This is a genomic window from Micromonospora sp. NPDC049900 (genome assembly GCF_044461025.1).
Taxonomy (GTDB): Bacteria; Actinomycetota; Actinomycetes; order Mycobacteriales; family Micromonosporaceae; genus Micromonospora.
The window spans coordinates 1-25,519 of record NZ_JBITKM010000018.1 but is presented as its reverse complement, the minus strand read 5'-3'; the positions used below and the strand labels follow the sequence as shown (position 1 = coordinate 25,519).

General features: G+C 72.8%; 20 protein-coding genes. 10 read left to right on the top strand and 10 right to left on the bottom strand.

From position 1 onward, the window contains the following. Positions 1–51: 51 nt before the first annotated feature. From ACIBMZ_RS26855 to ACIBMZ_RS26840, 4 genes are read right to left on the bottom strand one after another with little or no spacing between them, the layout of a single operon-like run. Positions 52–732, bottom strand: coding sequence for a GntR family transcriptional regulator (locus tag ACIBMZ_RS26855; RefSeq protein ID WP_396698451.1), 681 nt, complete (start codon positions 730–732; stop codon positions 52–54). Then, positions 729–920: an aldehyde dehydrogenase family protein gene (locus ACIBMZ_RS26850; protein ID WP_396698449.1), complete on the bottom strand. Its 192-nt coding sequence runs from the start codon at positions 918–920 to the stop codon at positions 729–731. The genes ACIBMZ_RS26855 and ACIBMZ_RS26850 overlap by 4 nt, the downstream gene beginning before the upstream one ends. A gap of 17 nt (positions 921–937) precedes the next feature. Continuing rightward, complete coding sequence (locus tag ACIBMZ_RS26845; RefSeq protein WP_396698447.1) at positions 938–1,948, bottom strand: proline racemase family protein; 1,011 nt, start codon at positions 1,946–1,948, stop codon at positions 938–940. Positions 1,949–1,967: 19 nt separating this feature from the next. After that, positions 1,968–2,828, bottom strand: a complete 861-nt coding sequence (locus ACIBMZ_RS26840; protein ID WP_396698445.1) for a dihydrodipicolinate synthase family protein — start codon at positions 2,826–2,828, stop codon at positions 1,968–1,970. A 173-nt stretch (positions 2,829–3,001) separates the two neighbouring features. Between ACIBMZ_RS26840 and ACIBMZ_RS26835 the strand changes: the two genes are divergently transcribed. The 5 genes from ACIBMZ_RS26835 to ACIBMZ_RS26815 all read left to right on the top strand — a co-directional run bounded on the left by ACIBMZ_RS26835 (position 3,002) and on the right by ACIBMZ_RS26815 (position 11,265). Continuing rightward, entirely contained in the window at positions 3,002–4,177 is a 1,176-nt protein-coding gene (locus ACIBMZ_RS26835; RefSeq protein ID WP_396698443.1) for an NAD(P)/FAD-dependent oxidoreductase, read from the top strand. Next, positions 4,174–4,443: a (2Fe-2S)-binding protein gene (locus tag ACIBMZ_RS26830; protein WP_396698441.1), complete on the top strand. Its 270-nt coding sequence runs from the start codon at positions 4,174–4,176 to the stop codon at positions 4,441–4,443. Before ACIBMZ_RS26835 ends, ACIBMZ_RS26830 begins: the two co-directional genes overlap by 4 nt. After that, a complete protein-coding gene (locus ACIBMZ_RS26825; RefSeq protein ID WP_396698439.1) occupies positions 4,440–5,906 on the top strand; it encodes an FAD-dependent oxidoreductase in 1,467 nt (488 codons plus the stop codon). Before ACIBMZ_RS26830 ends, ACIBMZ_RS26825 begins: the two co-directional genes overlap by 4 nt. A 204-nt stretch (positions 5,907–6,110) precedes the next feature. Then, positions 6,111–9,500: a beta-L-arabinofuranosidase domain-containing protein gene (locus ACIBMZ_RS26820; protein ID WP_396698437.1), complete on the top strand. Its 3,390-nt coding sequence runs from the start codon at positions 6,111–6,113 to the stop codon at positions 9,498–9,500. Between the two features lie 145 nt (positions 9,501–9,645). Beyond that, positions 9,646–11,265, top strand: coding sequence for a hypothetical protein (locus ACIBMZ_RS26815; protein WP_396698435.1), 1,620 nt, complete (start codon positions 9,646–9,648; stop codon positions 11,263–11,265). On the opposite strand, the gene ACIBMZ_RS26810 is transcribed toward ACIBMZ_RS26815, so the two are convergent. Together ACIBMZ_RS26810 and ACIBMZ_RS26805 are read right to left on the bottom strand one after the other, a co-directional pair. Then, on the bottom strand, positions 11,234–11,671 hold the full coding sequence (locus ACIBMZ_RS26810; protein ID WP_396698433.1) for a hypothetical protein: 438 nt from the start codon (positions 11,669–11,671) through the stop codon (positions 11,234–11,236). The two genes, ACIBMZ_RS26815 and ACIBMZ_RS26810, sit on opposite strands and share 32 nt — an antisense overlap. Before the next feature lie 92 nt (positions 11,672–11,763). Further along, on the bottom strand, positions 11,764–12,546 hold the full coding sequence (locus ACIBMZ_RS26805; RefSeq protein WP_396698431.1) for an alpha/beta fold hydrolase: 783 nt from the start codon (positions 12,544–12,546) through the stop codon (positions 11,764–11,766). 125 nt (positions 12,547–12,671) lie between these two features. Between ACIBMZ_RS26805 and ACIBMZ_RS26800 the strand changes: the two genes are divergently transcribed. After that, positions 12,672–15,104 (top strand): glycogen debranching N-terminal domain-containing protein, encoded by a 2,433-nt coding sequence (locus ACIBMZ_RS26800; protein ID WP_396698429.1) that lies wholly within the window; start codon positions 12,672–12,674, stop codon positions 15,102–15,104. Positions 15,105–15,157: 53 nt separating this feature from the next. Here the strand turns inward: ACIBMZ_RS26800 and ACIBMZ_RS26795 are convergent, their stop codons facing one another. Beyond that, positions 15,158–16,123, bottom strand: a complete 966-nt coding sequence (locus ACIBMZ_RS26795; protein ID WP_396698427.1) for a bile acid:sodium symporter family protein — start codon at positions 16,121–16,123, stop codon at positions 15,158–15,160. A 134-nt stretch (positions 16,124–16,257) separates the two neighbouring features. Here ACIBMZ_RS26795 and ACIBMZ_RS26790 point away from each other — a divergent pair, with 134 nt between their 5' ends. Both ACIBMZ_RS26790 and ACIBMZ_RS26785 read left to right on the top strand, forming a co-directional pair. Then, positions 16,258–17,118 carry a LysR family transcriptional regulator gene (locus tag ACIBMZ_RS26790; protein ID WP_396698425.1) on the top strand — a complete coding sequence of 287 codons (861 nt, stop codon included), beginning with the start codon at positions 16,258–16,260 and terminating at the stop codon, positions 17,116–17,118. Between the two features lie 68 nt (positions 17,119–17,186). Next, the gene (locus ACIBMZ_RS26785; protein WP_396698423.1) at positions 17,187–18,644 is read left to right on the top strand and encodes a pentapeptide repeat-containing protein; all 1,458 of its coding nucleotides are present in this window, start codon (positions 17,187–17,189) and stop codon (positions 18,642–18,644) included. Positions 18,645–18,701: 57 nt separating this feature from the next. On the opposite strand, the gene ACIBMZ_RS26780 is transcribed toward ACIBMZ_RS26785, so the two are convergent. The 3 genes from ACIBMZ_RS26780 to ACIBMZ_RS26770 form a co-directional block, all read right to left on the bottom strand. Then, positions 18,702–19,808 carry a PQQ-dependent sugar dehydrogenase gene (locus ACIBMZ_RS26780; protein ID WP_396698421.1) on the bottom strand — a complete coding sequence of 369 codons (1,107 nt, stop codon included), beginning with the start codon at positions 19,806–19,808 and terminating at the stop codon, positions 18,702–18,704. A 110-nt stretch (positions 19,809–19,918) separates the two neighbouring features. After that, positions 19,919–20,965, bottom strand: a complete 1,047-nt coding sequence (locus ACIBMZ_RS26775; RefSeq protein ID WP_396698419.1) for an NAD(P)-dependent alcohol dehydrogenase — start codon at positions 20,963–20,965, stop codon at positions 19,919–19,921. A 162-nt stretch (positions 20,966–21,127) separates the two neighbouring features. Then, complete coding sequence (locus ACIBMZ_RS26770; RefSeq protein WP_396698417.1) at positions 21,128–22,087, bottom strand: TIGR03557 family F420-dependent LLM class oxidoreductase; 960 nt, start codon at positions 22,085–22,087, stop codon at positions 21,128–21,130. Between the two features lie 261 nt (positions 22,088–22,348). Here ACIBMZ_RS26770 and ACIBMZ_RS26765 point away from each other — a divergent pair, with 261 nt between their 5' ends. Together ACIBMZ_RS26765 and ACIBMZ_RS26760 are read left to right on the top strand one after the other, a co-directional pair. Further along, a complete protein-coding gene (locus ACIBMZ_RS26765) occupies positions 22,349–23,821 on the top strand; it encodes a hypothetical protein (RefSeq protein ID WP_396698415.1) in 1,473 nt (490 codons plus the stop codon). 402 nt (positions 23,822–24,223) lie between these two features. Then, positions 24,224–25,372, top strand: coding sequence for a M14 family zinc carboxypeptidase (locus ACIBMZ_RS26760; RefSeq protein ID WP_396698413.1), 1,149 nt, complete (start codon positions 24,224–24,226; stop codon positions 25,370–25,372). Positions 25,373–25,519 lie beyond the last annotated feature (147 nt).

Here is a 25,519-nt window from a genome sequence, read left to right as displayed (position 1 = left end):
GCCGCCGGTCAGGGTCGTCCGGCGAAGGTCAGGGTCGTCCGGCGGGGGCGGTCAGTCGGCGGCCGGTTCCGCCCGACCGGCCCACCGGCCGCGTACGTGGCCGATGTGCACGCGCATCAGCCGTTCCAGGCCGACCCGGTCGCCCGCCTCGATCAGGTCGAGCATCTCGACGTGCTCGCGGGCGGACGGCACCAGTTCCCCGGTCTCGGCGAGCCGGGCCAGGCCGAACAGCCGCGACCTCGCCCGCAGCTCACCGACGAGCGAGACCAGATGGCTGTTGCCGGCCAGCGCGAGCAGTTCCAGGTGGAACCGGCGGTCGTGCTCGATGTAGGCGATCAGGTCCCGGCGCTCGGCGACCTCGACGATCCGGTGGGCGACCGGCCGCAGCCGCGCGACGTCCTCGGCGGTGGCCACGCCGATCACCCGCACGGTGGTCGGCACCTCGATCAACCGCCGGATCTCGGTCAGGTTGTCGAGTTCCCGGTCGGACAGTTCGGTGACCCGGAAACCCTTGTTCCGCACGGTCTCGACCAGGCCCTCCTTGGCCAGGTCGAGCATCGCCTCGCGGACCGGTGTGGCGGAGACGCCGAGTCGGGCGGCGAGCGTCGGTGCGGAGTAGACCTCGCCGGGGCGCATCCGGCCGGCCACCAGCGCGGCCCGCAGGGCGTGCGCGACCTGCCCGCGCAGGCTCGTACGCGCCCCCAGCGCCGGCAACTCCAGGGCGTCCGTCACCACCACGTCTCCTTCTCGGCGGCGGCGTGCAGCGCCGCCGACCGCCCGGCGGGTGGTGCCGCCGCCCAGCCGGACTGCGCGGCGCGGGCCGCCTCGGCGGCCGTGCCGACGTCCTCGGCGGTCGCGGCGGGCACCGAGACGACGACGTCCTCGGGACGCTGGGGGCAGGCGGACACGACGACGGACATGAGAACTCCGGTGCTGGTCAGAGCTGGAAGCCGGCGGGGAACGGGTCGGTGGGGTCGAGGAGGTACTGGGCGGTGCCGGTGATCCAGGCGCGGCCGGTGACCGTCGGGACCACGGCCGGTCGACCGGCCACGGTGGTGCGCTCCAGCAGCCGGCCGACGAAACGGCTGCCGATCAGCGACTCGTTGACGAAGTCGGCGCCCAGCGCCAGCTCGCCCCGGGCGTGCAGTTGGGCCATCCGCGCGGAGGTGCCGGTGCCGCAGGGCGAGCGGTCGAACCAGCCGGGGTGGATGGCCATGGCGTGCCGCGAGTGCCGGGCGTCCGAGCCCGGTGCGGCGAGGTAGACGTGGTGGCAGCCGGCGATCGTCGGGTCCTCCGGATGCACCGGTCGGAGCTGGTCGGTGACCGCGTCCATGACGGCCAGCCCGGCGTCGAGCATCCGCTGCCGGGCCTGCGGGTCGGTGGGCGTGAAGGCGATGCCGAGCCGGTCGAGGTCGACGACGGCGTAGAAGTTGCCGCCGAAGGCGAGGTCGAGGGTGACCGGTCCGTACCCGGGCACGTCGACCGTGGCGTCCAGCTCCGACACGAAGGCGGGTACGTTGCGCAGGGTCACCGACTCGGCGTGCCCGTCGCGGACCGCCACGTCGACCGTCACCAGCCCGGCCGGGGTGTCGAGCCGGATCGCGGTGACCGGCTCGGTGACGGTCACCATGCCGGTCTCCACCAGCACGGTGGCGACCCCGATGGTGCCGTGCCCGCACATCGGCAGGCAGCCGCTGACCTCGATGAAGAGCACGCCCCAGTCGGCGTCGGGCCGGGTGGGCGGTTGCAGGATCGCCCCGCTCATCGCGGCGTGTCCACGCGGCTCGCACATCAGCAGGGTGCGGAGGTGGTCGAGGTGCGCGACGAAGTGCCGCCGCCGCTGCGCCATCGAGTCGCCGGGGACCACACCGATCCCGCCGGTGATCACCCGCGTCGGCATGCCCTCGGTGTGCGAGTCGACCGCGTGGAACACCCGGGTGCTGCGCATCGCCCTACCGCCCTTCCGGTCACCGGCCGACGGCCGCCACCGCCCTCTCGGTGGCCTCCCGGACGATGCGCTCCTGTTCCGGCGTGAGGGGCACCCGCGGCGGGCGGCACGGCCCACCGTAGCGCCCGACGAGGTCCATCGAGAGCTTGATCGCCTGCACGAACTCGGTCCGGGAGTCCCAGCGCAGCAACGGGTGCAGCGTGCGGTAGAGCGGCAGCGCGGTGGCCAGGTCACCGTCGGCCGCCGCGTCGAACAGCCGGACGCAGACCCGGGGCAGCGCGTTGACGTACCCGGCGATCCAGCCGGGCGCACCGGCCACCGCGAGTTCCAGGGTGACGTCGTCGGCGCCGACGATCAGGTCCAGGTCGGGTGCCGCCTCGGCGAGCCGGTAGGCGCGGCGCACGTCGCCGGTGAACTCCTTGACGCCGACGATCAGGCCCTCGCCGTGCAGCCGGGCGAGCAACTCCGGGGTGAGGTCGACCTTGGTGTCGATCGGGTTGTTGTACGCCACCACCGGCACGCCGACCCTGGCGACCTCGCGGTAGTGCGCGACCACGGCCCGCTCGTCGGCCCGGTAGGCGTTCGGCGGCAGCAGCATCACCGCCGCGCAGCCGGCCTCGGCGGCGTCCTCGGCCCACCGCCGCGCCTCGATCGCGCCGTACGCGGAGATGCCGGGCATCACGGTGAAGCCGTCGGGTGCCGCGTCGACCGCGACCCGGACCAGCGTGCTGCGCTCCTCGGGGGTGAGGGTCTGGTACTCGCCGAGCGAGCCGTTCGGCACGACCCCGTCGCAGCCCTCGTCGGCGAGCCAGCGGACATGCGCGGCGTACCGGTCGACGTCGACCGCGAGTCGCTCGTCGAGCGGCACCGTGGTGGCCACCAGGACACCGTGCCATGGTCTGGACCGAGGGGGCATCGGGGTGCTCCTATCCGGTTCGGCCAGTACAATGTCACACACTACAACGGCGTCCCACCACCCTCCAGCCCTCGACGTCGGAGGTGCCATGCCTGCGCCCCGCCCCTGCGGCACCGGCCGATCCCTCCGGTGGTCGCGTGCGTAGCGGAGCGGTGGACCTGGTCGTGGTGGGCGCGGGCATCGTCGGCGCGGCCTGCGCACACCACGCGAGCCGGGCGGGCATGTCGGTCACCGTCGTCGACAGTGGACCGATCGTCGGCGGCACCACCGGGGCGGGCGAGGGGAACATCCTCGTCTCCGACAAGGAGCCGGGCCCGGAACTCGACCTCGCGCTGCACTCGCACCGGCAGTGGCGCGCCCTGGCCGACCTGCCGGTGCAGGACACGACCTTCGGTGAGCTGGTGGAGATGGAGGCCAAGGGCGGGCTGGTGGTCGCCACCGACCGGGCGTCCCTGGACGGCCTGGCCCGGCTCGCCACGCGACAACACGACCTCGGTGTCGAGGCGGTCGCGGTCGACCGGGACCGACTGCGGGAACACGAACCGCACCTGGGCGACGACCTCACCGGCGGCTACCGCTACCCCCAGGACATGCAGGTGCAGCCGATGCTCGCCGCCGCCCACCTGCTGCGGCTGGCCCGCCACGACGGCGTCACCGTGCTGCCGCACGAGCCGGTCACCGGCCTGCTGCGCGACGGTCCACGGGTGGTCGGCGTGCGAACGCCCCGACGCGACCTCCCCGCCGCCGCCGTGCTCAACGCCGCCGGCTCCTGGGCCGGTCAGGTCGCCGCGCTGGCCGGTGTCGCGCTGCCGATCGCGCCCCGACGCGGCTACATCCTGGTGACCGAGCCGCTCCCGGCGCTGATCCGGCACAAGGTGTACCTCGCCGACTACGTCGCCGACGTGGCCAGCGACTCGGCCGCGCTGCGGACGTCCACGGTGGTCGAGGGCACCCGGGCCGGCACCGTGCTCATCGGCGCCAGCCGGGAACGCGTCGGTTTCGACCGGAGCGTCTCGATCCCGGCCCTGCGGCAGCTCGCCGCCGGTGCGGTCCGCCTCTTCCCGGTGCTGCGCGACGTCGCGGTGATCCGCGCGTACCGGGGCTTCCGGCCGTACTGTCCCGACCACCTGCCGGTGATCGGCCCGGATCCGCGCGCACCCGGGCTGCACCACGCCTGCGGTCACGAGGGCGCCGGGATCGGTCTGGCCCCGGGCACCGCGCGTCTGGTCACGCAGACCCTGCTCGGCACCCCGCCCGAGCTGGACCTGACCCCGTTCCGGCCGGACCGGTTCGACCCGGAGGTGTCCCGGTGAGCCGTTCCGACGAGTTCGAGATCCTCTTCGACGGCACGCCGGTGCCCTGCCGCGACGGCTGGACCGTCGGTGCCGCCCTCACCGCCGCCGGGGTGCTGTCCTGGCGGAACACCCGCGTCGGCGGGCGACCCCGGGGGCTGTTCTGCGGCATCGGGATCTGCTTCGACTGCCTGGTGACCGTCAACGGACAACCGTCGCTGCGGGCCTGCCTGGTGCCGGCCACGCCCGGCGACGACGTCCGCACCCAGCGGGGCACCGGCCGATGACGGGCACAGAGGCGGACGTGGCGGTGGTCGGGGCCGGGCCGGCGGGACTGGCCGCCGCGCTGGCCGCGGCCGAGGCCGGGGCCCGGGTGGCGATCGTCGACGCGGGCGTACGCCCCGGCGGGCAGTACTGGCGCTCCCCCGCTCCCGGCACCGGCCGGTTCCGGGCGGCCACCCTGCACCACGGCTGGACGCGGTTCACCTCCACGGTCGGTCGTCTCGCCGCGCTGGCCGACGCGGGTCGGGTCGTGCGGCTGGCCGGGCACCACGTCTGGTCGGTCACGCCGGAGGACGACGGCTGGGCGCTGCGCTGCCTGGTGGGCGCCGAGCCCCGACAGCACGGCACCCCCGGCCCGGTCACCGTGTCCGCCCGCCGACTGGTGCTCGCCACCGGCGCGTACGACCGGCAACTGCCCTTCCCCGGCTGGGACCTGTCCGGCGTGCTCACCGCGGGCGGGGCGCAGGCCCTGCTCAAGGGCCACCTCGTGGTGCCCGGACGGCGGGTGGTGGTGGCTGGCACCGGCCCGTTCCTGCTGCCGGTCGCCGACGGTCTGGCCCGGTACGGCGCGCGGGTGGCGGCGGTGCTGGAGGCGAACGGTCCGCTCGCCCTGACCCGGCATCCCCCGGCGTTGCTCGGCGCGGCCGGAAAGGTCGGCGAGGCCGCCGGGTACGCCGTCCGGCTGTTGCGGCACCGGGTGCCGGTCCGGCACCGGCACGTGGTGCTGCGGGCCACCGGCACGGACCGGCTGACCGGTGTGGTCGTCGGCCGGCGCACCCGGGACGGGCGGATCAGCCCCGGCACCGAGCGGCGGATCGACTGCGACGTGCTGGCCGTCGGCTGGGGGTTCACGCCGCAGCTCGACCTGGCGCTTCAACTCGGCTGCGCGACCCGGGTCGACGTCGACCAGAGCCTGGTGCTCTCCGTCGACGAGGACCAGACCACGAGCGTGCCCGGGGTGTGGGCGGCCGGTGAGGTCACCGGTGTCGGCGGTGCCGACCTGGCGACCGTGGAGGGCCGGATCGCCGGTGCCTCGGCAGCGGGCTCGCTCGACCTCGCAGCGCCGCCCGGCGACCGGGTGGCACGTCGGCGACGCCGCGCCCTGCGCCGGTTCGCCGCCGCGCTGCACCGGGCCTACCCGGTCCCCGCCGACGTGCTCGCGCGGTGTGCCGACGAGACCGTGGTCTGCCGGTGCGAGGAGGTCGGCGCGGGCGAGATCCGGCAGGCCGTGACCGGGTTGGGCGCCACCGAGGCCCGTACCGTCAAGCTGCTGGCCCGGCCCGGGATGGGGTGGTGCCAGGGCCGGGTGTGCGGGTTCGCCACCGCCTGCCTGACCGCCCGGTTCGCCGGCCGGGCGGTCACCGAGGCGGACCTGCGCGCCTTCGCGGAACGACCGATCGCCGCGCCGCTGTCGCTGGGGTGGCTGGCCGCGTCCGAGGACGACGGATCCGACGTCGACCACGGCTGAGAGGGCGTCTCCACAGTGCCCGGAACCCCAGTTGACCGGGCGTGTGAGCGCTAACATCACCTCGTTACCCGCAGGTGTCGGAGTCCGCACTTTGCCGGGTCGCAGGGATTGACGAGCGGAAAGTTAACGCTCACACTCGCTGACAATCCGCCTCTGCGCCACCGCACCGGTCGAGCCGTACCCCACCTGGAAGGACGATCCTAAGTGGCTGAATCCGTTGAGATCCCCGTGAGCCGACGTCAGGTCCTACAGGTGTCCGCCGCCGGAGTGGCCGCGGTCGCCACCGCGGCTGCGTTCCCGGCCGCCGCACAGGCGACGCCGATCCCGGGTTCGAGCCCCGGTTCGCCTGCCCCGGGCGGCGTCGTCGCCGACCCCGGTCCGGGCGGCACCGCTCCGGTCCGGCCGTTCCCGCTCCGTGACGTCCGGCTCGGCGACGGCCTGCTCCAGGAGAAGCGGGACCGGATGAAGAACTACCTGCGGCAGCTCGACGAGCGGCGCTTCCTGGTGCTGTTCAACAACCAGGCGGGCCGCCCCAACCCGGCGGGGGTCACCACACCCGGCGGCTGGGAGGACGGCGGGCTGCTCAGCGGCCACTGTGCCGGGCACTTCATGACCGCCCTCGCGCAGGGGTACGCCGACCTGGGCGAACCGATCTTCAAGAACAAGCTCGACTGGATGGTCGGCGAACTCGCCGCCTGCCAGGCGGCCATCACCGCCCGGATGGGCACCGGCGACCCGGGCGGGGACCCGCAGGAGCCGGAGCAGCCCGAGATCGGCCGGGTGACCGGCCGGTTCGGCAGCGGCCTGCGACTGGGCGGACCCAGCCGGGCCGAGCACGTGACGCTGCCCCAGGAGGCGATCAGCCAGCTCACCGACTTCACCATCGCCACCTGGGTCAACCTGGCGGCCACGCAGAACTGGAGCCGGCTGTTCGACTTCGGTCAGAACAGCACGGTGAACATGTTCCTCGCCCCACGCGCCGGGTCGACCGGGAACGCGCCCCGGTTCGCCATCACGGTCGGCGGCAGCAGCGGCGAACAGCAGATCAACGGCACCACCGCGTTGCCCGTCAACCAGTGGGTGCACCTGGCCGTCACGCTCACCCAGAACACCGGCACGCTGTACGTCAACGGCGTCCAGGCCGGCCAGAACACCAACATGACGCTGAGCCCGGCGAACCTCGGGAACCCCGGCAACCGGTGGATCGGACGGTCGCAGTACGGCGACCCGATGCTCAACGCCACCGTCGACGAGTTCCACATCTTCGACCGGGCGCTCAGCGCCCAGGAGGTCGCCTCCCTCCAGGACTCCCCCGCCGGCAGCACCGGTGGCGGCTCGATCGCCTGGTACCGGTTCGAGGAGGAGGGCGGGTCGACGATCCTGGACTCGTCGCCGAACGGGCGCGACGGCGGCATCGTCGCCACCCAGAGCGGCGGGACCGAGCTGTGGGTGCCGACCCACCCCGGTTACCTCGGCGCGATCCCGGAGGACGCGGTGCTGCGGCTCGGGCCGCCCCGGTGGGCGGTGTACGGCAGCAACGCGGCCACGAACACCTGGGCACCCTGGTACACCCAGCACAAGATCATGCGGGGTCTGCTCGACGCGTACTACCACACCGACAACGCCACGGCGCTCGACGTGGTGACCAGGATGGCCGACTGGGCGCACCTGGCGTTGACGGTCGGGGACAAGAACCACCCCGACTACCCGGGGCCGATCACCCGGGACAACCTGAACTACATGTGGGATCTCTACATCGCCGGTGAGACCGGCGGCGCGAACGAGGTGTTCCCGGAGATCTACGCGCTCACCGGCGACAGTCGGCACCTGGAGACCGCCAGGCTGTTCGACAACCGCGAGTCGCTCTTCGACGCCTGCGTGGAGAACCGCGACATCCTGGTCACCACCCCGGCCACCAACCCGGGCCGACGCCGCCCCGACCGGCTGCACGCCAACTCGCACGTGCCGCAGTTCGTCGGCTACCTGCGCGTCTACGAGCACAGCGGCGACACCGAGTACTTCCAGGCCGCGAAGAACTTCTACGGCATGGTGGTGCCGCACCGGGCGTACGCCAACGGGGGCACGGGCGGCAACTACCCCGGCTCGAACAACAACATCGAGCTGTTCCAGAACCGGGACAACATCGCCAACTCGATCGCCCAGGGCGGCGCCGAGACCTGCACCACGTACAACCTGATCAAACTCGCCCGCAACCTGTTCCTGCACGAGCAGGATCCGGCGTACCTGGACTACTACGAGCGCGGCCTGATCAACCAGATCGCCGGTTCCCGCGCCGACACCAGCACGGTCAGCAACCCGCAGGTCACCTACTTCCAGCCGCTGACTCCGGGGGCCGCCCGTGGCTACGGCAACACCGGCACCTGCTGCGGCGGCACCGGCATCGAGAACCACACCAAGTACCAGGAGACGATCTACTTCAAGTCCGCCGACGACTCCACCCTCTGGGTCAACCTGTACGTGCCGTCGACCCTGACCTGGTCGGAGAGGGACCTCACGGTCGTGCAGGAGACGGACTACCCCCGTCAGGACCACGTCCGGCTGACCGTCGACGGCGACGGCCCACTGGATCTCAAGCTGCGCGTGCCGGGCTGGGTGCGCAAGGGCTTCCAGGTCAGCGTCAACGGGGTCGCGCACGCGCACACCGCCACCCCGGGCAGCTACCTGACGCTGAGCCGCACCTGGCGCTCCGGCGACACGGTCGACATCCGGATGCCGTTCAGCCTCCGCGTGGAACGCGCCATCGACCGCCCGGACACCCAGGCCGTGTTCTGGGGACCGGTGCTGATGCAGATCCTCGGCAACCCCGGCGGCGGCGCGTTCCGGGAGCTGTCGTTGTACCGCCATCTCAAGCGCGACGGCGACTACAGCCGGGCCGCCATCACCCCGAGCAGCAGCACCGCCGCCGGTGACCAGCTCTTCGCCACGCACGGGTTCACCCTGCGGCCGTACTACATCGCCGACACGCAGGCCGTCTCGTCGTACTTCCGGCGCGTCGAACCGACGGTCGTGTTCGGCGCTATCGACACCGGCGTGCCCAACCACAAGCGCAACGACGGCCTGCCCGCGTACGACGTCCCGGTCACCGGCGTGTCGTCACCCGGCACCGACGGTCCGACCTTCCTCGACCTGCTCTGGGACGAGGCGCCGTTCGCCGGCCACGGCCAGTTCGTCACGGCCGTCACCCGCCTCGCCGACGCGTTCGTCGAGGCGGACGTCTTCACCGCCGCGCAACGCGACCGGATCGTCGCCGACGCCGACCGGGCGAGGACGGAACTCGACCCCGGGTCCTCGTTCGAGGTGGAGGTGACCGCGAAGACGCAGCGCGTCGGCACCAACGCGTACCTCTCCGTCTCCGCCCGCAACGCCGACCAGGTGCCGCTCACCATCGAGCTGGTCACCGCCTTCGGCTCGCGGACGGTGACCGGTGTCGCCCCGGGCCGGACCGCGTTCCAGCAGTTCAACACGCGCAGCACGGCGGTAGCGGCCGGCACCGCCAGCGTGCGGATCACCGGCACCGTCGACGGCGAGGAGATCACCACCGAGGTCGAGGCCCCGTACCCGGCGCTCGACTAGTGCGTGTCCTGCCGGGTGGCGGCGCCCGCCGGGGCGTCGTCACCCGGTCTGCCGGGCGCCTGCGCGCCGCGAAGTTGCCGAACTGCCCGACACGACGGCCGTTCCCGGTGGAGTCTGCCAGGGAGGAGACGGCGGGGGAGGCGGGATGCGGCAGCGCAGGCGGGCGGGACTGCTGCTGCTCACCGCCGTGCCGCCGACCGTCGAGGCCACCGTCCTGGTCGCCCTGGGCTTCGTCGCCGCCACCGGGCTCGCGCCGCAGACCTCAGCGGTCTGGCCGTACGACACCTACCACGACCTGCGGTGGCTGTACGTCTACCACGAGTCCTGGCCGAAGTTCCTGCTCTGGTTGGGCGTGCTGGTGGCGGCGCGGGGTGTGTTCCACACCGTGCTGGTGGTGCTCGCCTGGCCGGACGGGGTGCCCCGGCCACCGGTGCGATGGCTGTTGCGGCGCAGTCTGGGGCTGGCCCTGCTGGTGGCGGTGATCGTGGCACCGTGGGCGTTGATCTCGGTGGCCGCGTCGGTGGTGGCGCTGTCCTGGGTGCTGCTGGCCTCCCTGCTGCCGATGTTCCTGCTGGCGCCGTTCCTGCAACGGGCCGCCGTGGTGGGCCCCTGGTGGCGTGGCCTGCCGTCGCTGTCCCTGGTCGGCTGGTCGCTGCTGAACTTCGTGGTGCTGACCATGGCCGGAGCCGTCTGCTGGAGCGTGCCGGGCTGGTGGACGGTGCCGGTCGCCGCCGCCGCCGGGGTGGTGAACGGGTTGCTGTGGGACCGGACGGTGCACGCCGCCCTGTGCACGCCCCGGGTCCGGTTGGCGTGGCTGCCGGCGACCCCGGTCGCGGCCGTGCTCGCCCTGGCGGTGCCGCTGCTCATCCCGCCGCTGGTGCACGCGGTCCCCGGCAAGGACCTGCGGGCCGAGGCGGTGGTGCTCGATCATCCGCTGCCCCCGGAGGTGCCGCAGGCGGTCATCGTCCTGGCCGGCTACGGCTCCGCGTACGGCGGCGAGGCGCCGGTCGACGACCGCGTCGAGCGGTTCTCCTACCGGGGACTGGACCCGGACGGCACGCCCCTGCCGTACGGGCCGCGGGACACCACGATCTCGGTGGCGCAGAGCGTACGGCTGCTCGGCGAGCAGGTGCAGCGGCTGCACGGGCGTACCGGTCGGCCGATCGCGTTGATCGGTGAGAGTGAGGGGGCCATGGTCGCCCGTACCTACCTCCAGGAGGGCGCCCATCCGGCGGTCGACGCGCTGGCGATGTTCAGCCCGCTGATCAACGCGGGACGCGCCTACTATCCGCCGCCACACCAGGACCGGGGTTGGGGTGTGGTCACCGGATGGCAGTTGCGGCTCATGTTCGGCGTGCTGCACAAGGGCACCGGACCGGACGAGCCGTTCATCCGTTCGCTGGTCGACAACGCGCCGTTCTACCGCAACCAGCTCATGTGCCCGGTGCCGGGCGTACGGATGGTCGCCTTCGTCCCCACCTCGACCGCGGCCGAGGCGCCACCCGGCGACTACTCCGACATCCCGGTGTTCCAGATGCCCGGGGTCCACGGCGGCCTGCTGAACCGCGCCCTGGTCGAGGACCGGCTGGTCGCCTTCCTGTCCGGCGAACCGATCCGGCAGGAGCGCGACGAGTACCCGCTGTTGCAGCGGCTCGGTGCCGCGTGGCAGGCGCCGCCGTTGGCCATCGCCGCCAACCCGGCCTGGGCGGGGTTCCGGCAGCCGGACCCCGCCTTCACCGGGAAGGTCTGCCTGCCGACCCGTTGACCCGGCCTGACGCGACGGGTCGACGGGTCAGCGGGGCGCGGTGCAGGAGGATCAGCCGGGCGGCGGCCAGCGCCGGCCCGAGCACCAGCACCGTCTGCACCGGGTGGTAGGTGAACAGGAACAGGTGCAGCACGACGAAGACCGCCACCGCGGCCAGCGCGAGCAGCGCCGACCAGCGGCGGCCGAGGGGTACGAGCGCCCCGGCCAGTGCCGTACCCACCCCGGCGGCCAGGCGCAGCCAGACCCACCCGGTGATGTCGTGCTGGTGGACGACGCCGGCGCCGATCGAGACGTACCGGTCGCCGGTGAGGTCGGCGCCGGCCGCCACCGCGTCGAAGATCCCGGCCGCGCCGAGCAGCACCCCGGCCAGGAGCAGCGCCCGTCTGCGTACGTCGTGCGTCGTCACCGCTCCCCCGTCGTGCGCCGGACCGTGGCGTGGCCGTCCGGTCGGCGCGGTCCGCTCCGGCGTCCGCCGACCTCGTCCCGTGTGCGGCGCGCTCAGCGGGTGATCTCCAGATAGCGGTCGAGCATGGCGTTCACCTGTGCCGGCACCTCCAGTTGCACGAAGTGCCCGGAGCCGGCGGTCTGCCCGATGTGCGACTCGGGGACGAGTCGGCTGAGGTGCGCGTAGTCGGCGAACGGTGCGTCGGTGCCGACCATCAACAGCGGCCGGGCCCAGGTGGTCAGCGCCGCCACGTCGCCGCCCTGCCGCACGTACGCGGCCAGTCCGGCGATCGGCTCGTAGGCGATCCGGGTGGCGGGTCGGCCCATCGCCCGGACCACCCGCTCCACCAGGCGTGGCTCGGAGTAGGGCCGGAAGTACGAGCGGACGATCTGCTCCCGCGCCGCACCTGACGTGTCGTCGCGCAGGGATTCGGCCACCTCGCCGATCGCGTCGGCGGCCCCGGGCGGCCCGGCCACCGCGGAGTCGAGCAGCACCAGGCCGGTGAACCGACTCCGGTCGGCGGCTGCGGCGGCCAACGACCAGACCCCGCCGAGGCTGTGCCCGATCACCGTGACCCGGCGCAGGTCCAGCGCCTCGGCCAGGGCGCGCAGGTGACCGCCCATCTGGTCGACGCCGTACCCGTTGGGCGAGGGCTGGCTGTCGCCGTGGCCGGGCATGTCGACGGCGATCACCCGGGCCGGTCGGGCGGCCAGGTGCCGGGCCACCGGCTCCAGGTACGTGTGGTCGCCGCACCAGCCGTGGACGAGCAGGAACGTGCCGCCCCGTCCGGGCCCGTACGTGCGGTAGTGCATTCCTGCCGCGATCCGTCCGTCCACCGTCGCACCTCCCCGACTGATGTGGCCGTACTTCCACTGAAGCACGACCGCACACCAGGACACAATTATATGTTGTATGTCCGATTTACTGCATTGCCGGCGCGGCGGTACACGGGGAGGGGCAGGTGGACGGACTGCTCGACAGCTTCTTCGCCAGCCTCGCCGAGACTCCGCCCGGCCGCCTGCCCACCACCCCCACCGGGGTGCTCCGCTTCGACTTCGACGGCGACGACACCTGGTTCGTCACGCTCGCCGACGGCCGCGCCCACGCGCACCGGGACGGCACCCACGCCGACTGCCGGGTGGAGATGAGTCGGGCCTCCTTCGAGCGTCTGCTCGCCGGCCACGACCACTTCGTCTCCATGCTGTTCCGGGGCGTGCTCTCGGTCGAGGGCGACCTCGTCCTGATGCACCTGTTCCGCCGCCTGCTGCCGGTGGCCGCCTACAGCGGGGCCGTCGAGCCGGTCGCACCGGGCACGACCTTCGCCGAGCCCGGTCTGGTCGGGCTCCAGCAGGCCACCCGCATCTTCGCCGGCAGCCTGTTCGTGATCAGCGAGGCCAACGGGAACGTCGGGACCACGCCGACCACCCCGATGGGCCTCTACTTCTTCGACACCCGGTTCCTGTCGACCTGGGACCTGACCCTCGACGGGGAGCAACTCTCGGTGCTCTCCCACGACGCGGTGCACACCTGGGAGTCCCGCTTCGGGCTGGTGCCCGGCGAGCCCACCCACTACGTCAGCGCGACCACCTCGGTCATGCGGCGACGCCGGGTGGACAAGGAGTTCCAGGAGGAGATCACCCTGCTCAACCACGCGCCCACCGCGAAGCGCTACACCATGCGGCTGGCGGTCGCCGCGGACTTCGCCGAGGTCCCCGAGGTCCGTAGCGGGCTCCGCCGGGACCGACCGGTGGTCGCGACGGTGGAGCGGGACACGTTGCGGCTGCACTACAAGCGGGAGAGCCTGCACCGGGAGACCGTGGTCACGGCCAGCGAACCGGCCGTGATCGACGAGGACGGTCTGACCTTCACGGTCACGATCGACGCGAAGAGCGCCTGGAGCACCCGGCTACGGGTGCTCACCCTCGTCCGTGACCTGCACAGCCGTGACCTGCGGGAGCGGCTGAACAGTTCGACCGGAAGTCCCGACACCCGGCTCCTGAACGACATCACCCGGCTGACCGAGTCGGCACCCCGCCTGCGCGCCGACTACGCGCCGCTGCAACAGGCGTACGAGCGGTCCGTGCCCGACCTCGCCGCGCTGCACTACCCCGGCCTCAACTACCTCGACGCGCTGCCCGCCACCGGCCTGCCCTGGTCGATGACGCTGCTGGTGCGGGAGAGCCTGATCAGCAGCTTCCAGGCGCTGCCCGTCCTGCCGGAACGGGCCGCCCGGACGCTGCGGATCCTGGCGCTGACCCAGGGCGCGCGGGACGACCCGTTCCGGGGTGAGCAGCCGGGCAAGATCGTCCAGGAGTGCCGGTACGGCGACTCGGCCGCCTTCAACGACACCCCCGAATCGGCCAACTTCACCGCCGTCGACACCACCGCGCTCTTCGTCATCCTGCTCGACGAGTACGAACGGTGGACCGGGGACGCCGACCTGGTCCGCGGGTACGAGTACGAGGTGCGGGCGGCCATCGACTGGCTCGACGGTCCCGCCGATCCGCTGCGCACCGGGTACGTCTGGGCCGGGTGTCAGACCGGCCGCACCGAGCAGGTGGGCGGCACCTGGCGCAGTTCGGCGGAGGCGATCTGTTTCGCCGACGGTCGCCCGGCCGGGTTTCCCCAGGCGACCTGCGAGGTCCAGGGCTACACCTACGACGCCAAACGGCGGGCCGCCCGGATGGCGCGCCTGTTCTGGCGGGACCCGGCGTGGGCCGACCGGTTGGACCGCGAGGCGACCGAGTTGCAGGGCCGCTTCGACCGGGACTTCTGGCTGCCGGACCGGGGCCACTACGCGGTGGCGCTGTCCGCCGACGGCCGACCGGTGGACGGGCTGGCCTCGAACATGGGCCACCTGCTCTGGAGCGACATGATCCCGAGGTCGCGGCGCGACGACGTGGTGCGGCACCTGTTCGGTCCCGGCCTCTGGTCGGGCTGGGGCATCCGCACGCTGGCCGAGACCGAACCCGGCTACAACCCGCTCGGGCGGCACACCGGAGCGGTCTGGCCCTGGGACAACTCGATCATCGCCTGGGGCCTGTGCCGGGCCGGGTTCCGGCGGGAGGCGGCGCGCATCGCCGAGGGCATGCTGGAGGCGAGCCGCTACTTCGACGGTCGGCTGCCCGCGTACCTCACCGGCTACGACCGGGCCGTCACCAAGGTCCCGGTGCCGTACGGGCTCGCCGACAGCCCGTACGCCCCGTCCAGCGGTACGCCGCTGATGCTGGTGCGGACGCTGCTCGGCCTGGAGCCGTACGCGAACCACCTGGCGGTGGAGGCCGGGGTGCCGGAGCAGATGGGCCAGATCGAGCTGCTCGACATACCCGGCCGGTGGGGGTACACCGACGCGCTGGGCCGAGGCCGCGCGTTCCGTGCGCGCCGGACGCCCTGAGGTGTAAGGAGGGGACCCCTGCTATACACGAGGCGTTAGCAGGGTGCCCTTCCTTACATCCGGTCGGCCCAGCGGCGGGCGATCCACGCACCGACGACCAGTTGGATCTGGTGGTAGATCATCAGGGGTAGCACCAGCAGGCCGAGCGCCTCGGGCTGCACCAGCACGGCGGCCATCGGCAGCCCGGTGGCCAGGCTCTTCTTGGCTCCGCAGAACAGGATCGTCACCCGGTCGGGTCGGTCGAAGCGGAGCAGCCGGCCACCGCCGTACAGCAGCCCCAGCACCAGCGCGAGCAGCCCGGCGACGACGGCGATCAGGGCGGCCAACCGCCCCGGCGAGACCTCGTCCCAGACTCCGGCCACCACGCCGGCGCTGAAGGCCGAGTAGACCACCAGCAGGATCGCGCCCCGGTCGACCCGGCCGGTCAGTGCACGGTGCCGCTCGATCCAGCCGGCGGTCCAGCGGCGGGACAGTTGCCCGGCGACGAAGGGCACGAGCAGTTGCAGCACCACCGTGCCGATCGAGCCGGCGTCGACGCGTACCTCGCCGGAACTCTGGAGCAGCAGGGTGACCAGCAGCGGGGTGAGGGCGATGCCGGCGATGTTGGAGAAGGAGGCGGTGAAGACCGCCGCGGGCACGTTGCCCCGGGCGATGGCGGTGAACGCGATCGAGGTCTGCACCGTGGACGGCACCGCGCAGAGGAAGAGGAGCCCCTGGTACAGCTCGGGGGTCAGCACCGCCGGTCGCAGCGGCGCGGCGGCGAGTCCGAGCAGCGGGAAGAGGACGAACGTGGCGAGCAGCACCACCGCGTGCAGCCGCCAGTGCCGGGCACCGGCGAGCGCCGCCCTCGGGGCGATCTTGGCGCCGTGCAGGAAGAAGAGCAACGCCACCGCGACCTGGGCCGCCACCCGTCCCGCGTCGGCGGCCGTGCCGCGCAGCGGGAGCAGGGCGGCCAACGCCACGGTGCCGAACAGCGCCGCGATGAACGGGTCGATCGGCAGCCGACGGGGCCAGCGCATCGCCTCTCTCCCCTCCGGTCGCCCGCGCCGTCCGGCGCGTCTCGGCGGCTGCCGACCATTGTCGGCCCGGATGGATCAGTGGGAAAGGCGATCATCATGCTGACTGCGATCACGGAACGTGATAGCTTCGCCGGGTGTACGACCCGGTGCAGTTGCGGAGCTTCCTGGCGGTGGCCCAGGCCCTGAGCTTCACCCGGGCCGCCGCCCGACTGGGCCTGCGCCAGTCCACGGTGAGTCAGCACGTCCGGCGATTGGAGGCCGAGACCGGCCGACCGCTGTTCGTCCGGGACACGCACAGCGTCGAACTCACCGTCGACGGCGAGGCGATGGTGACCTTCGCCCGGGACATCCTGGACGCGGGCGACCGGGCCCGACGACACTTCGCCACCGGCCCGGTACGCGGCCGACTGCGGCTCGGCGTCTCCGACGACCTCATCTCCACCCACCTGCCCCGGGTGCTGCGCGACTTCCGGCACCGGCATCCGCTGGTGCACCTGGAGCTGACCGTCGACCTGAGCGGCACCCTGCACCACCGGCTCGACGCGCAGCAACTGGACGTGGTCTTCGCCAAGCGCCTGGTCGGGCAGGACCGGGGTCGGCTGGTCTGGCGGGACCGGCTGATCTGGCTGGCCGCCCCCGGTCACCGGCTCGGTCCGGACGAGCCGGTGCCGCTGGTCGCGTACCCACCGCCCAGCATCTCCCGCGCGCAGGCCCTGGACGCGTTGGGCGCGGCCGGTCGTGCCTGGCAGCTCGCCTGCACCAGCACCAGCCTGGGCGGGCTGGTGGCGGCGACCCGCGCCGGTCTCGGGGTGATGGCGCACTCCGCCGAGTTGGTCCCGCCCGGTCTGGTGCCGGCCCCGACCGGACACCGGCTGCCGCCGCTGGGCGAGGTGGAGTTCGTCCTGCTGCACCGCGACGGCGCACCCGCCGACACGGTGGCCGCACTGGCCGAGGCGATCCTGACCGCGGGCGCCCGCACCGCATCCGCGTCCTGAGCGGCGCCGCAGCGACGCAGCCCGGTCGACCATGATCACGACGGGCGTCGCCGTACTAGGCTCGCGCCGTGGACGACACCTCGACGGCGTACCGCGAGGCGGTGCGACGGCTCACCACCACCGCGCCCGGCGCACGGTTCGCGGCGGCGCAGGCACTGGTCGCCCTCGGCGCGACCGACCCCGCACGGCGACAGCCGATCACCGACGCGATCTGCGCGTGGCTGCGGACCGCGCCCGCGCCGGACGGCCACGACGCCGAGGAACGTCGTACGGCGCTGCGCCTGCTCACCGATCGGCTGCGCGGCTCCGGCCCGGCCCCGAGGACCCCGCCCTGGGACGGGATCAGTGTGGACCTGTCCGGCGCGACGCTGCACGACGCGGACTTCCGGGCCTGTCGGCTGTGGGCGGCCCGGTTCGCCGACACCCGGTTCGCGGGGGTCACCGCCTTCGAGGGCGCCGCCGTCGACACCGACGTGTCCTTCGCACGGGCGGTCTTCGCCGACGACACCACCTTCACCGGCCTGCGGGTCGGCGGCGACGCCGCCTTCGGCCGGACCCGGTTCCGGGGACGGACGGACTTCACCGGCGCCGTCTTCGCCGGCATGGCCTGGTTCGGCCGGGGCGCCGAGACCTGGTGGGAGGAGGACGAGGCGTGGGACACGGTGGACGAGATCACCCCGGCACCGTGGGACGAGCCCAACGAGGACGACCCGCACTGGCCGGTGGCGGTCCTGATCGAGGACTACCAGGACTGGGAGGAGGGCGGCGACGGCGCGCGGTTCGCCGGTGACGTCTCGTTCCGGGACGTACGCTTCGACGGCCCGGCCTGGTTCCACCACGCCCGGTTCGGGGCGCGGGCGTCCTTCGCCGGTGCCCGGTTCGCCGGGCGGGTCCACCTCGCCCATCCGGGTAGCGACCTGACCGGCGCCCACTGGGCCGGCGGGACCGACGACGGCGAGTCGGAGTGGCCGTTCGGCTGGGCGGTGGTCGCCACGGGCGGTCCCCTGACGCCGGACGCCTCGGTCACGCCCTACTCCCGGCAGTTGGCCGACGCCGACCCGGTGGTGCGTGCGGCCGGGCTGCGGATCCTGGCCCGGCTCGGGGACGACCGGCCCGAGCTGCGGCAGCCCATCGTGGCGGCGTTCTGCGCCTTCCTGCGGGTGCCGGTGCCGTTCCCGGTGGACGCCGAGGCCCGTACCGCCGGCCAGGATGCCCTGCTGCGGGAACGGCGGCTGGCGCAGCGGTTGCTCGCCGACCGGCTACGGCCCGGCCCGGGACAGTGGCGCGGGGTGCACCTGTGGCTCTGCGGCGCCACCCTGGTCGACCTCGACCTGCGCGGCGGAGAGGCGGAGTACGTCGACTTCACCGGGGCCCAGTTCCACGGCACCACCCGACTCGACGGCAGCCGGTTCGACCACGTCTCGTTCACCCTGGACGGGCCGTCGGGGCGGGCAGTCTTCCACGGTGACGTGGTGTTCGGCACCGCGCCGCCGGATCACGTGGTCCTGCACGGCGCGGTGGCCTGACACCGCATCCGGCGGGCCCGGCGGTGGTGGTGCCGCCGAGCCCCGCCGGGTCACGGGTCAGCGGGCCGGGAAGCGCAGCACCCGGTCGTCGCCGTCGCGGACGTCGCCGCGCCCGTCGGTGTTGGACGTGGTGACCCAGAGCGCCCCGTCCGGGGCCACCTGCACGGTGCGCAGCCGCCCGTACCCGTCGAGCCGCGCGGACGGCTCACCGAGCCGGTCGCCGTCGAGCGGCACCACCCAGAGCCGCTCGCCGCGCAACGCCGCGACGTAGGCGTTACCGCCGGTGATCGCCATGCCGGACGGCGACGCCTCCCGGGTGGACCAGGTGACCAGCGGGTTGGTGTAGCGCCCGCCCGCGGTGTCGCCCTCGCCCTCGACCTCGGGCCAGCCGTAGTTACGCCCGGCCTCGATCAGGTTGACCTCGTCGACGTCGTTCTGCCCGAACTCGGTGGCGAAGAGTCGACCCTCCGGGTCCCAGGCCAGGCCCTGCACGTTGCGGTGCCCGAGGCTGTAGACCGGGGAACCGGCGGTCGGGTTGCCGGGTGCCGGTTCGCCGTCCGGCGTCAGCCGCAGGATCTTGCCGGCCGGGCTGGCCGGGTCCTGCGAGCTGCCGGTGTCCCCGGCGTCGCCGGTGCCGACGTACAGCATGCCGTCGGGTCCGAAGGCGATGCGTCCGCCGTTGTGGAAGCCGGCCTTGGGGATGCCGGAGAAGACCACCTCCGGCTGGCCGCCGTCGAGCCGGAACCGCACGATGCGGTTGTCGTCGGCGGCGGTGAAGTAGGCGTAGACCAGATCGTCGTCGGCGAAGTCCGGTGACACGGCGAGCCCGAGCAGTCCGCCCTCGCCATCGGCGGTCACGCCGGGCACCGTGGTGACCTCGTCGGGCGTGCCGCCACCCGGGGAGATCCGCAGGACCCGGCCGGTGTTGCGCTCGGCGACCAGCGCGTCGCCGCCGGGCAGGAACGCCAGGCCCCACGGCACGTCGATGCCCCGGGCCAGCTCCTCCCCCGCGTCGAGGTCGGGGGTCGCCGACGGGGAACTGCTCGCCGTACTGGTGGCCACCGGGCTCGGGCCGGTGGCGTCGGTGTCACCGTCGCCGCACGCGGCGGTCCCGGCCACCAGCAGTACGGCCAGGGCCGATCCGGCCCACACTCGGTATCGCATTCGTCTCCTTCAACGGTCTGCTGCGTCGTCCCGGTTCTGCGAGCAGCGAACCAGGCGGTGGCGAAAATTGAGGAAAAGACCCGGGCGGGTGCGGTCGACGACCGCTCGGGTCACGAGGCCAGGGTGGAGATGTCGATCACGAACCGGTAGCGGACGTCGGCGGCGAGCACCCGCGCCCAGGCGTCGTTGACCTGGGCGGCCTCGATCACCTCCACCTCGGGGGCGATCCCCCGCTCGGCGCAGAAGTCGAGCATCTCCTGGGTCTCGCGGATCCCGCCGATGGTGGACCCGGCCAGCGACCGCCGGTTGTCGAAGAGCGTGAACATGCGGACCGGCATCGGCTCCGGCGGCGCGCCGACGGTGACCAGCGTGCCGTCCAGGGCGAGCAGGTTGAGGTGGTCCTCCAGGTCGATCTGCGCGCTCACCGTGTTGACGATCAGGTCGAAGCCGTACCGCAGCCGGGTGAAGGTCTCCGGGTCGTTGGTGGCGTGGTAGTGCGCGGCACCGAGGCGGATTCCGTCGTCGCGCTTGTTCAGCGTCTGCGACAGCACCGTCACCTCCGCGCCCATCGCGGCGGCGAGCTGCACCGCCATGTGGCCGAGACCGCCGAGGCCGACCACCGCGACCCGGCGGCCGGGACCGGCCTTCCAGTGCCGCAGCGGCGAGTACGTGGTGATGCCGGCGCAGAGCAGCGGCGCGGCCTTCTCGAACGGGATCGACTCGGGGATCCGCAGCACGAAGTGCTCGTCCACCACGATGTGCGTCGAGTAGCCGCCCTGGGTGACCGAGCCGTCCCGGTCGGTGCCGTTGTAGGTGTCGGTGAACCCGCGCAGGCAGTACTGCTCCTGACCGGCCTGGCAGTTGGCGCACTCCCGGCACGAGTCGACCATGCAGCCGACCCCGACCCGGTCGCCCACGGCGTGCCGGGTCACCTCCGCACCGACCTCGGTGACGACGCCGACGATCTCGTGCCCGACGGTCAGCGGGTACGGCACGGTGCCCCAGTCGCCGCGCACGGTGTGGATGTCGGAGTGGCAGATTCCCGCCCAGGCGATCTGGATCAGCACGTCGCGCGGTCCCACCTCCCGCCGACGGATCTGACCCGGCGCGAGGGGCGCGGTCGCGGACGAGGCGGTGTAGGCGCTGACGAGGGTCACAGCTCTCCCAGGTAGGACGGGTCGACGCAGGCCGCGTACGGGGTGCGGCGAGGGCGGCATGATCGAGCCTAGCCGCGCCTGCGCACCGGGGCAGAGCACGACGACGCGCCGCGACAGCCCGCGACGAGGCGGGTACGCGGCGCGCGCACGGCAGCGCGGCGGTCAGCCGAGTGCGCGCAGGCGCTCGGCCAGGACGTCGCGGAAGAAGTCGAGGAACCCGTCCGGGTCGGGGCCGGCGTTCTGCAGCACGATGTGGTCGAAGCCGGCGTCGACGTAGGTGCGGACCGCCTGGACGTACGTGTCCGGGTCGGGGCCGACGGCGAACAGCGCGCGGATGTCGTCCGGGGTGACGGTCCGCGCGGCGGCCTCGAAGTTGACCGGGTTCGGCAGTTCGCTCATCACCTTCCAGCCGGTCACCGCCCAGCGGCTGGTCTCCCAGGCGGCCCGCACCGCCTGCTCCTCGTCGGTGGCCCAGGCCATCGGGACCTCCGCGTAGCGCGGTCCCTGACCGCCCATCCGCTGGTAGGTCTGCACCAGGTCGGCGACCGGCTCGGTGGCGAACAGCCCGTCGCCCAGCTCGGCGGCGATGGCCACCGACGCGCCACCGCTGGCGGCGACCGCGATGACCGGTGGACGGTCCGGCAGGTCGAACACTCGCGCGTCCTCCAGGTGCAGGTGCTTGCCCTCGTACGAGTGGTAGCCGCCGGACCAGAGCAGCCGGATGATGTCCAGCGCCTCGCGCAGCCGCTCGTGCCGCCCGCGTGCGCTGGGGAAGCCCTGGCCGACGACGTGCTCGTTGAGGCGCTCACCGGCGCCGACGCCGAGGGTGAACCGGTTGTCGGAGATGATCGCGAGGGTGGCGGCGGCCTGCGCGATGATCGCCGGGTGGTAGCGCACCGTCGGGCAGGTCACCCCGGTGGCCAGACCGATCCGGTCGGTACGCGCGGCGACGGCACCGAGCACCGTCCAGGTGAACGAGGAGTGGCCCTGGTCGTCCAGCCACGGGTGGAAGTGGTCGCTCATCTCCACGAAGTCGAACCCGACCTGCTCGGCGCGGACCGCCTGCCGGATGATCTCCGTCGGCCCGAACCCCTCGCTGGCCAGCTTGTATCCGATCCGCATCGACTCCCCCGCCCTGCGACCCGTGCTCCCTCGACCACTGTCGCACTGTCCGGCCGACCGGGCGGGGGTTTCGGGACACGCCCCGGATGCCGACGACCCGCCCTCCGTCGGTGATCCCGGTAGGTGGGGAAACTCCGGATTCCTCCGCGCCAACCGGACCCTATGGTCGGTCGCACCGCCGCTGACCCGACCTGACCGGACCACGCCGCCGGTCGGCGGTCGGAACGGCGGGTCGTGTCCCCCGGCGGCGAGGAGTCCCTGGTGCGCAAGCTTGTCCCGGTCGTCCTCACGGTGGTACTGCTGCTGGCTGCCACGGCCTGCACCGGCAGGTCACCGTTCGACCCCTTCGGTGTGACGCACGAGGACCCGTACGGCGAGTCCGCACTGCGGTACGGGATGGCGCCGGTGCCGCACCCCGACCTGACGTACCAGCCGGACGTGGTGCTCGTCGGCGGCGGTGGCCGCGCGGTGCGCTCGGTGACCGCCGACGGCCTCACCTGGCGCATCGACGCCGCCGCGCCCCGCGCCGACGACCTCGCGCCCGGGAAGGTCATGTTCGTCACGGGGCGTGGCGTCGGCCGGGTGCTCGACCTGCGGCGCGAGGGTGGGGACCTGCTGGTCACGATCGGGCCGGTGACCGTCACCGACGTGATCCGCGACGGCACGCTGGCCCGACAGGACATCGCGATCGACGACCCGGTCGCCTACCGGGCCGGTGAGCCGATCTGGGCGCTCGACGAGGAGGAGGCCGACGCGGTGCTGGCCAGCCCGTCGGGTCGGGCCGGTCGCCACGGACCGCTGCGGCCCGCGCCGCTGCCGCCCCGGCCGGCACAGCCGGCACCGGTCCGGGGCGGCGGCGAGGTCACGACGGTGGTGGCGAACTTCTCCACCGGGGTCAGCCTGCACGGCGGGGCCGAGGTGAGCTTCCACTACGACCGCGACGGCACCAAGCTGTCCGGCAGGGCGGCGCTCACCTTCGACCAGCCCAGGGCGAGTTTCCACCTGGACATCAGGGGCGGCAGCGTGAGCCGGGCCGAGCTGTCGATCGCCGGTGGCTTCGGGGTCCGGTACACCTTCGAGGCGGGCATCCGGAACGGGCACAACCTCAAGGCGGTCCTGCCGATCCCGGTCGAGTTCGCCATCCCGATGGGCACCGTGATCGGCGTGCCGCTGGCGCTGACGATCAGCCAGACGGTCAAGGTCACCACGGCCTTCGGCGCGAAGGCGGGGACCGTCAAGGGCAACGGCGAGTTCTCCCTGGCCGGCTCGCTCGGCTACGGGTACGCGGGCGGCACGTTCGGCCCGCAGGTCAGCAAGAACTTCCAGCGCAAGGAGAGCCTGATCAACTCGCTACGCGGGGTGCCGGTCGGCGTGATGGGGCTGCTCATCGAGCACCGGGTCCGGTTCGACCTGGGATTCAGCGCGTTCGTGCTCAAGGCCGGTCTCTTCTTCGAGGTGTCCACGGCCTACGGGACGACGATCGGGTCGGCGCTGGGCGCGCCGCTGGCGGTGTGCCGTGGGGTGGGTATCGGCGTCTGGGCCTCGTACGGCATCGGCTACACGATCCTGGCCCCGGTGGCGAAGGTGATCAACAAGTTCCTGCGGTTGCTGAACGTCACGCCGATCAACCCGTCCGGCCGGTTGGGGCCGCCGCCGTACCGCATCCACAGCGCCGAGGAGGTCATCCCGCCCGGCACCACGCTCTGCAGCACGCCGAAACCGTCCGGCGACTGAGTCTTCTGCGACACCTGTCGAGACGTCGGACACGATCACGGGCAACGGCTCCGGCAATTGCCGAGCCAATGTCCGACAATTGTCGAACCACCTACCGGGCACCCGTGCACGTGCGCGCGAAAATAGTCGGCCAAGGAACCGGGAGACGGCCACCCGAGCGTCTGTTGAGGAACTCTTGAGATTGCCCAGCGCCACGTGCAGGCCCCTTTCGACAATTGACCGAGACGCTGCCGAAAATACTGTCCAGACATTCGGCCGCAATCAGTGGCCGATTCCTCTTCGACGCATTGCTAGCGGCCCTGACCTGTGCTTAGGTGACGGACTAGATCCACCCGATCACTGTGGAGGACATTCATGCGCCCAGCCATGCCGGCATCACCGACACGTCGGGTCAAGCGTTCTGTGGCGGTTGCCGCCGCACTACTCATCGGCGCTCCCGGCGCCGTGGTGGCACTCACCGGACCGGCCGTCGCCCAACCCCTCGAATCGCACTGCGGAAACGAGACCGGCAACAAGTCGGTCCAGGGTTTCATCAGCCACGAGGAACTCCGCCGCAGCCTTCGACAGATCGAACACACCAGCAACGGCAAGGTCCGCGTCGACGTGGCCGGCCACTCGAACCACGGCCGGGAGATCTGGACCGCCCGGGTCGGCGAGGGTGACACGGTCGTGCTGATCCAGAGTCAGATCCACGGCAACGAGATGCACGGTACGGCCGCCGTGCTCGACGCCCTGCGGACGCTGGGCAACAACTCGAAGCGGTCCGCGGAGATCCGCAAGGCGGTCACCGTGGTGGCCATCCCCAAGCTCAACCCCGACGGCAGCGAACTGGACATCCGGCAGAACGCCCGCACCTGGGCCGACGTCGTCGCCGACTTCCCGCAGTTGACCGACGCCCGGACCGCCTGGAACTACAACACCCGGGTCGGCGGGTTCGACGTGAACCGCGACTTCAACCCCGACCTCGACTACGTGCCCCGGTCCGCCGACTTCCCGGGCAACAGCGCCTCGGTCGGCTGGTACATCACCCCGGAGGCCCAGACCGCCCGCGACGTCTACCGCTCGCTGGAGCGGGAGTTCGGCACCGTCGACGTCTTCGCCGACCTGCACAACCAGGCCGCCTGCTACACCGGTGTGGGGATGGACGACTACACCACGCTGTCCATCTCCGGGCGCTTCATCACGGACCCCGCGCAGCACGGCAACTGGCCGAAGTTCGACTACGACGCCTCCCGCCGGGTGAACGTCGCCGTCTACGACGCGCTCCAGTCCGGCAACTCCCCGCAGAGCAAGGTGACGCTCTACCCGCAGAACACGAACCTGCCCGGCACCGCGCTCGGTTCGTTCGCGCTGCGCGGCAGCGCCACCATCCTGTTCGAGACGCGTGGCCAGACCCAGTCCTGGGGCCAGAAGCAGCACGGCATGCTGACCAAGCAGGTCGAGGACGGACTCTTCGGCATCGTCGACTCGATCACCGACGGCACACTGGACGACATCGACCCCGCGCGGTACGACCTGATCCCCGCGCGGATGAACGTCCCGCGGAGCTGACCCTCGGACGACCACCGTCGCCCCCGGCCCGGGGGGGGGGGGGGCGCCGCGGGCCCCCCCCCGGGCCCCCTTATGATCGGGGCGGGGGCCCCCGGGGTCCCACAAACAGGGGACCGGCGGCCCCCGGCCGGGCGGGGCCGGGCCCGC

Bases quoted from the DNA above. Each gene is read 5' to 3' on its own strand.
- ACIBMZ_RS26850 (WP_396698449.1), bottom strand. From the start codon at position 920: ATGTCCGTCGTCGTGTCCGCCTGCCCCCAGCGTCCCGAGGACGTCGTC.
- ACIBMZ_RS26845 (WP_396698447.1), bottom strand. From the start codon at position 1,948: ATGCGCAGCACCCGGGTGTTCCACGCGGTCGACTCGCACACCGAGGGC.
- ACIBMZ_RS26825 (WP_396698439.1), top strand. From the start codon at position 4,440: ATGACGGGCACAGAGGCGGACGTGGCGGTGGTCGGGGCCGGGCCGGCG.
- ACIBMZ_RS26815 (WP_396698435.1), top strand. From the start codon at position 9,646: ATGCGGCAGCGCAGGCGGGCGGGACTGCTGCTGCTCACCGCCGTGCCG.
- ACIBMZ_RS26795 (WP_396698427.1), bottom strand. From the start codon at position 16,123: ATGCGCTGGCCCCGTCGGCTGCCGATCGACCCGTTCATCGCGGCGCTG.
- ACIBMZ_RS26780 (WP_396698421.1), bottom strand. From the start codon at position 19,808: ATGCGATACCGAGTGTGGGCCGGATCGGCCCTGGCCGTACTGCTGGTG.
- ACIBMZ_RS26770 (WP_396698417.1), bottom strand. From the start codon at position 22,087: ATGCGGATCGGATACAAGCTGGCCAGCGAGGGGTTCGGGCCGACGGAG.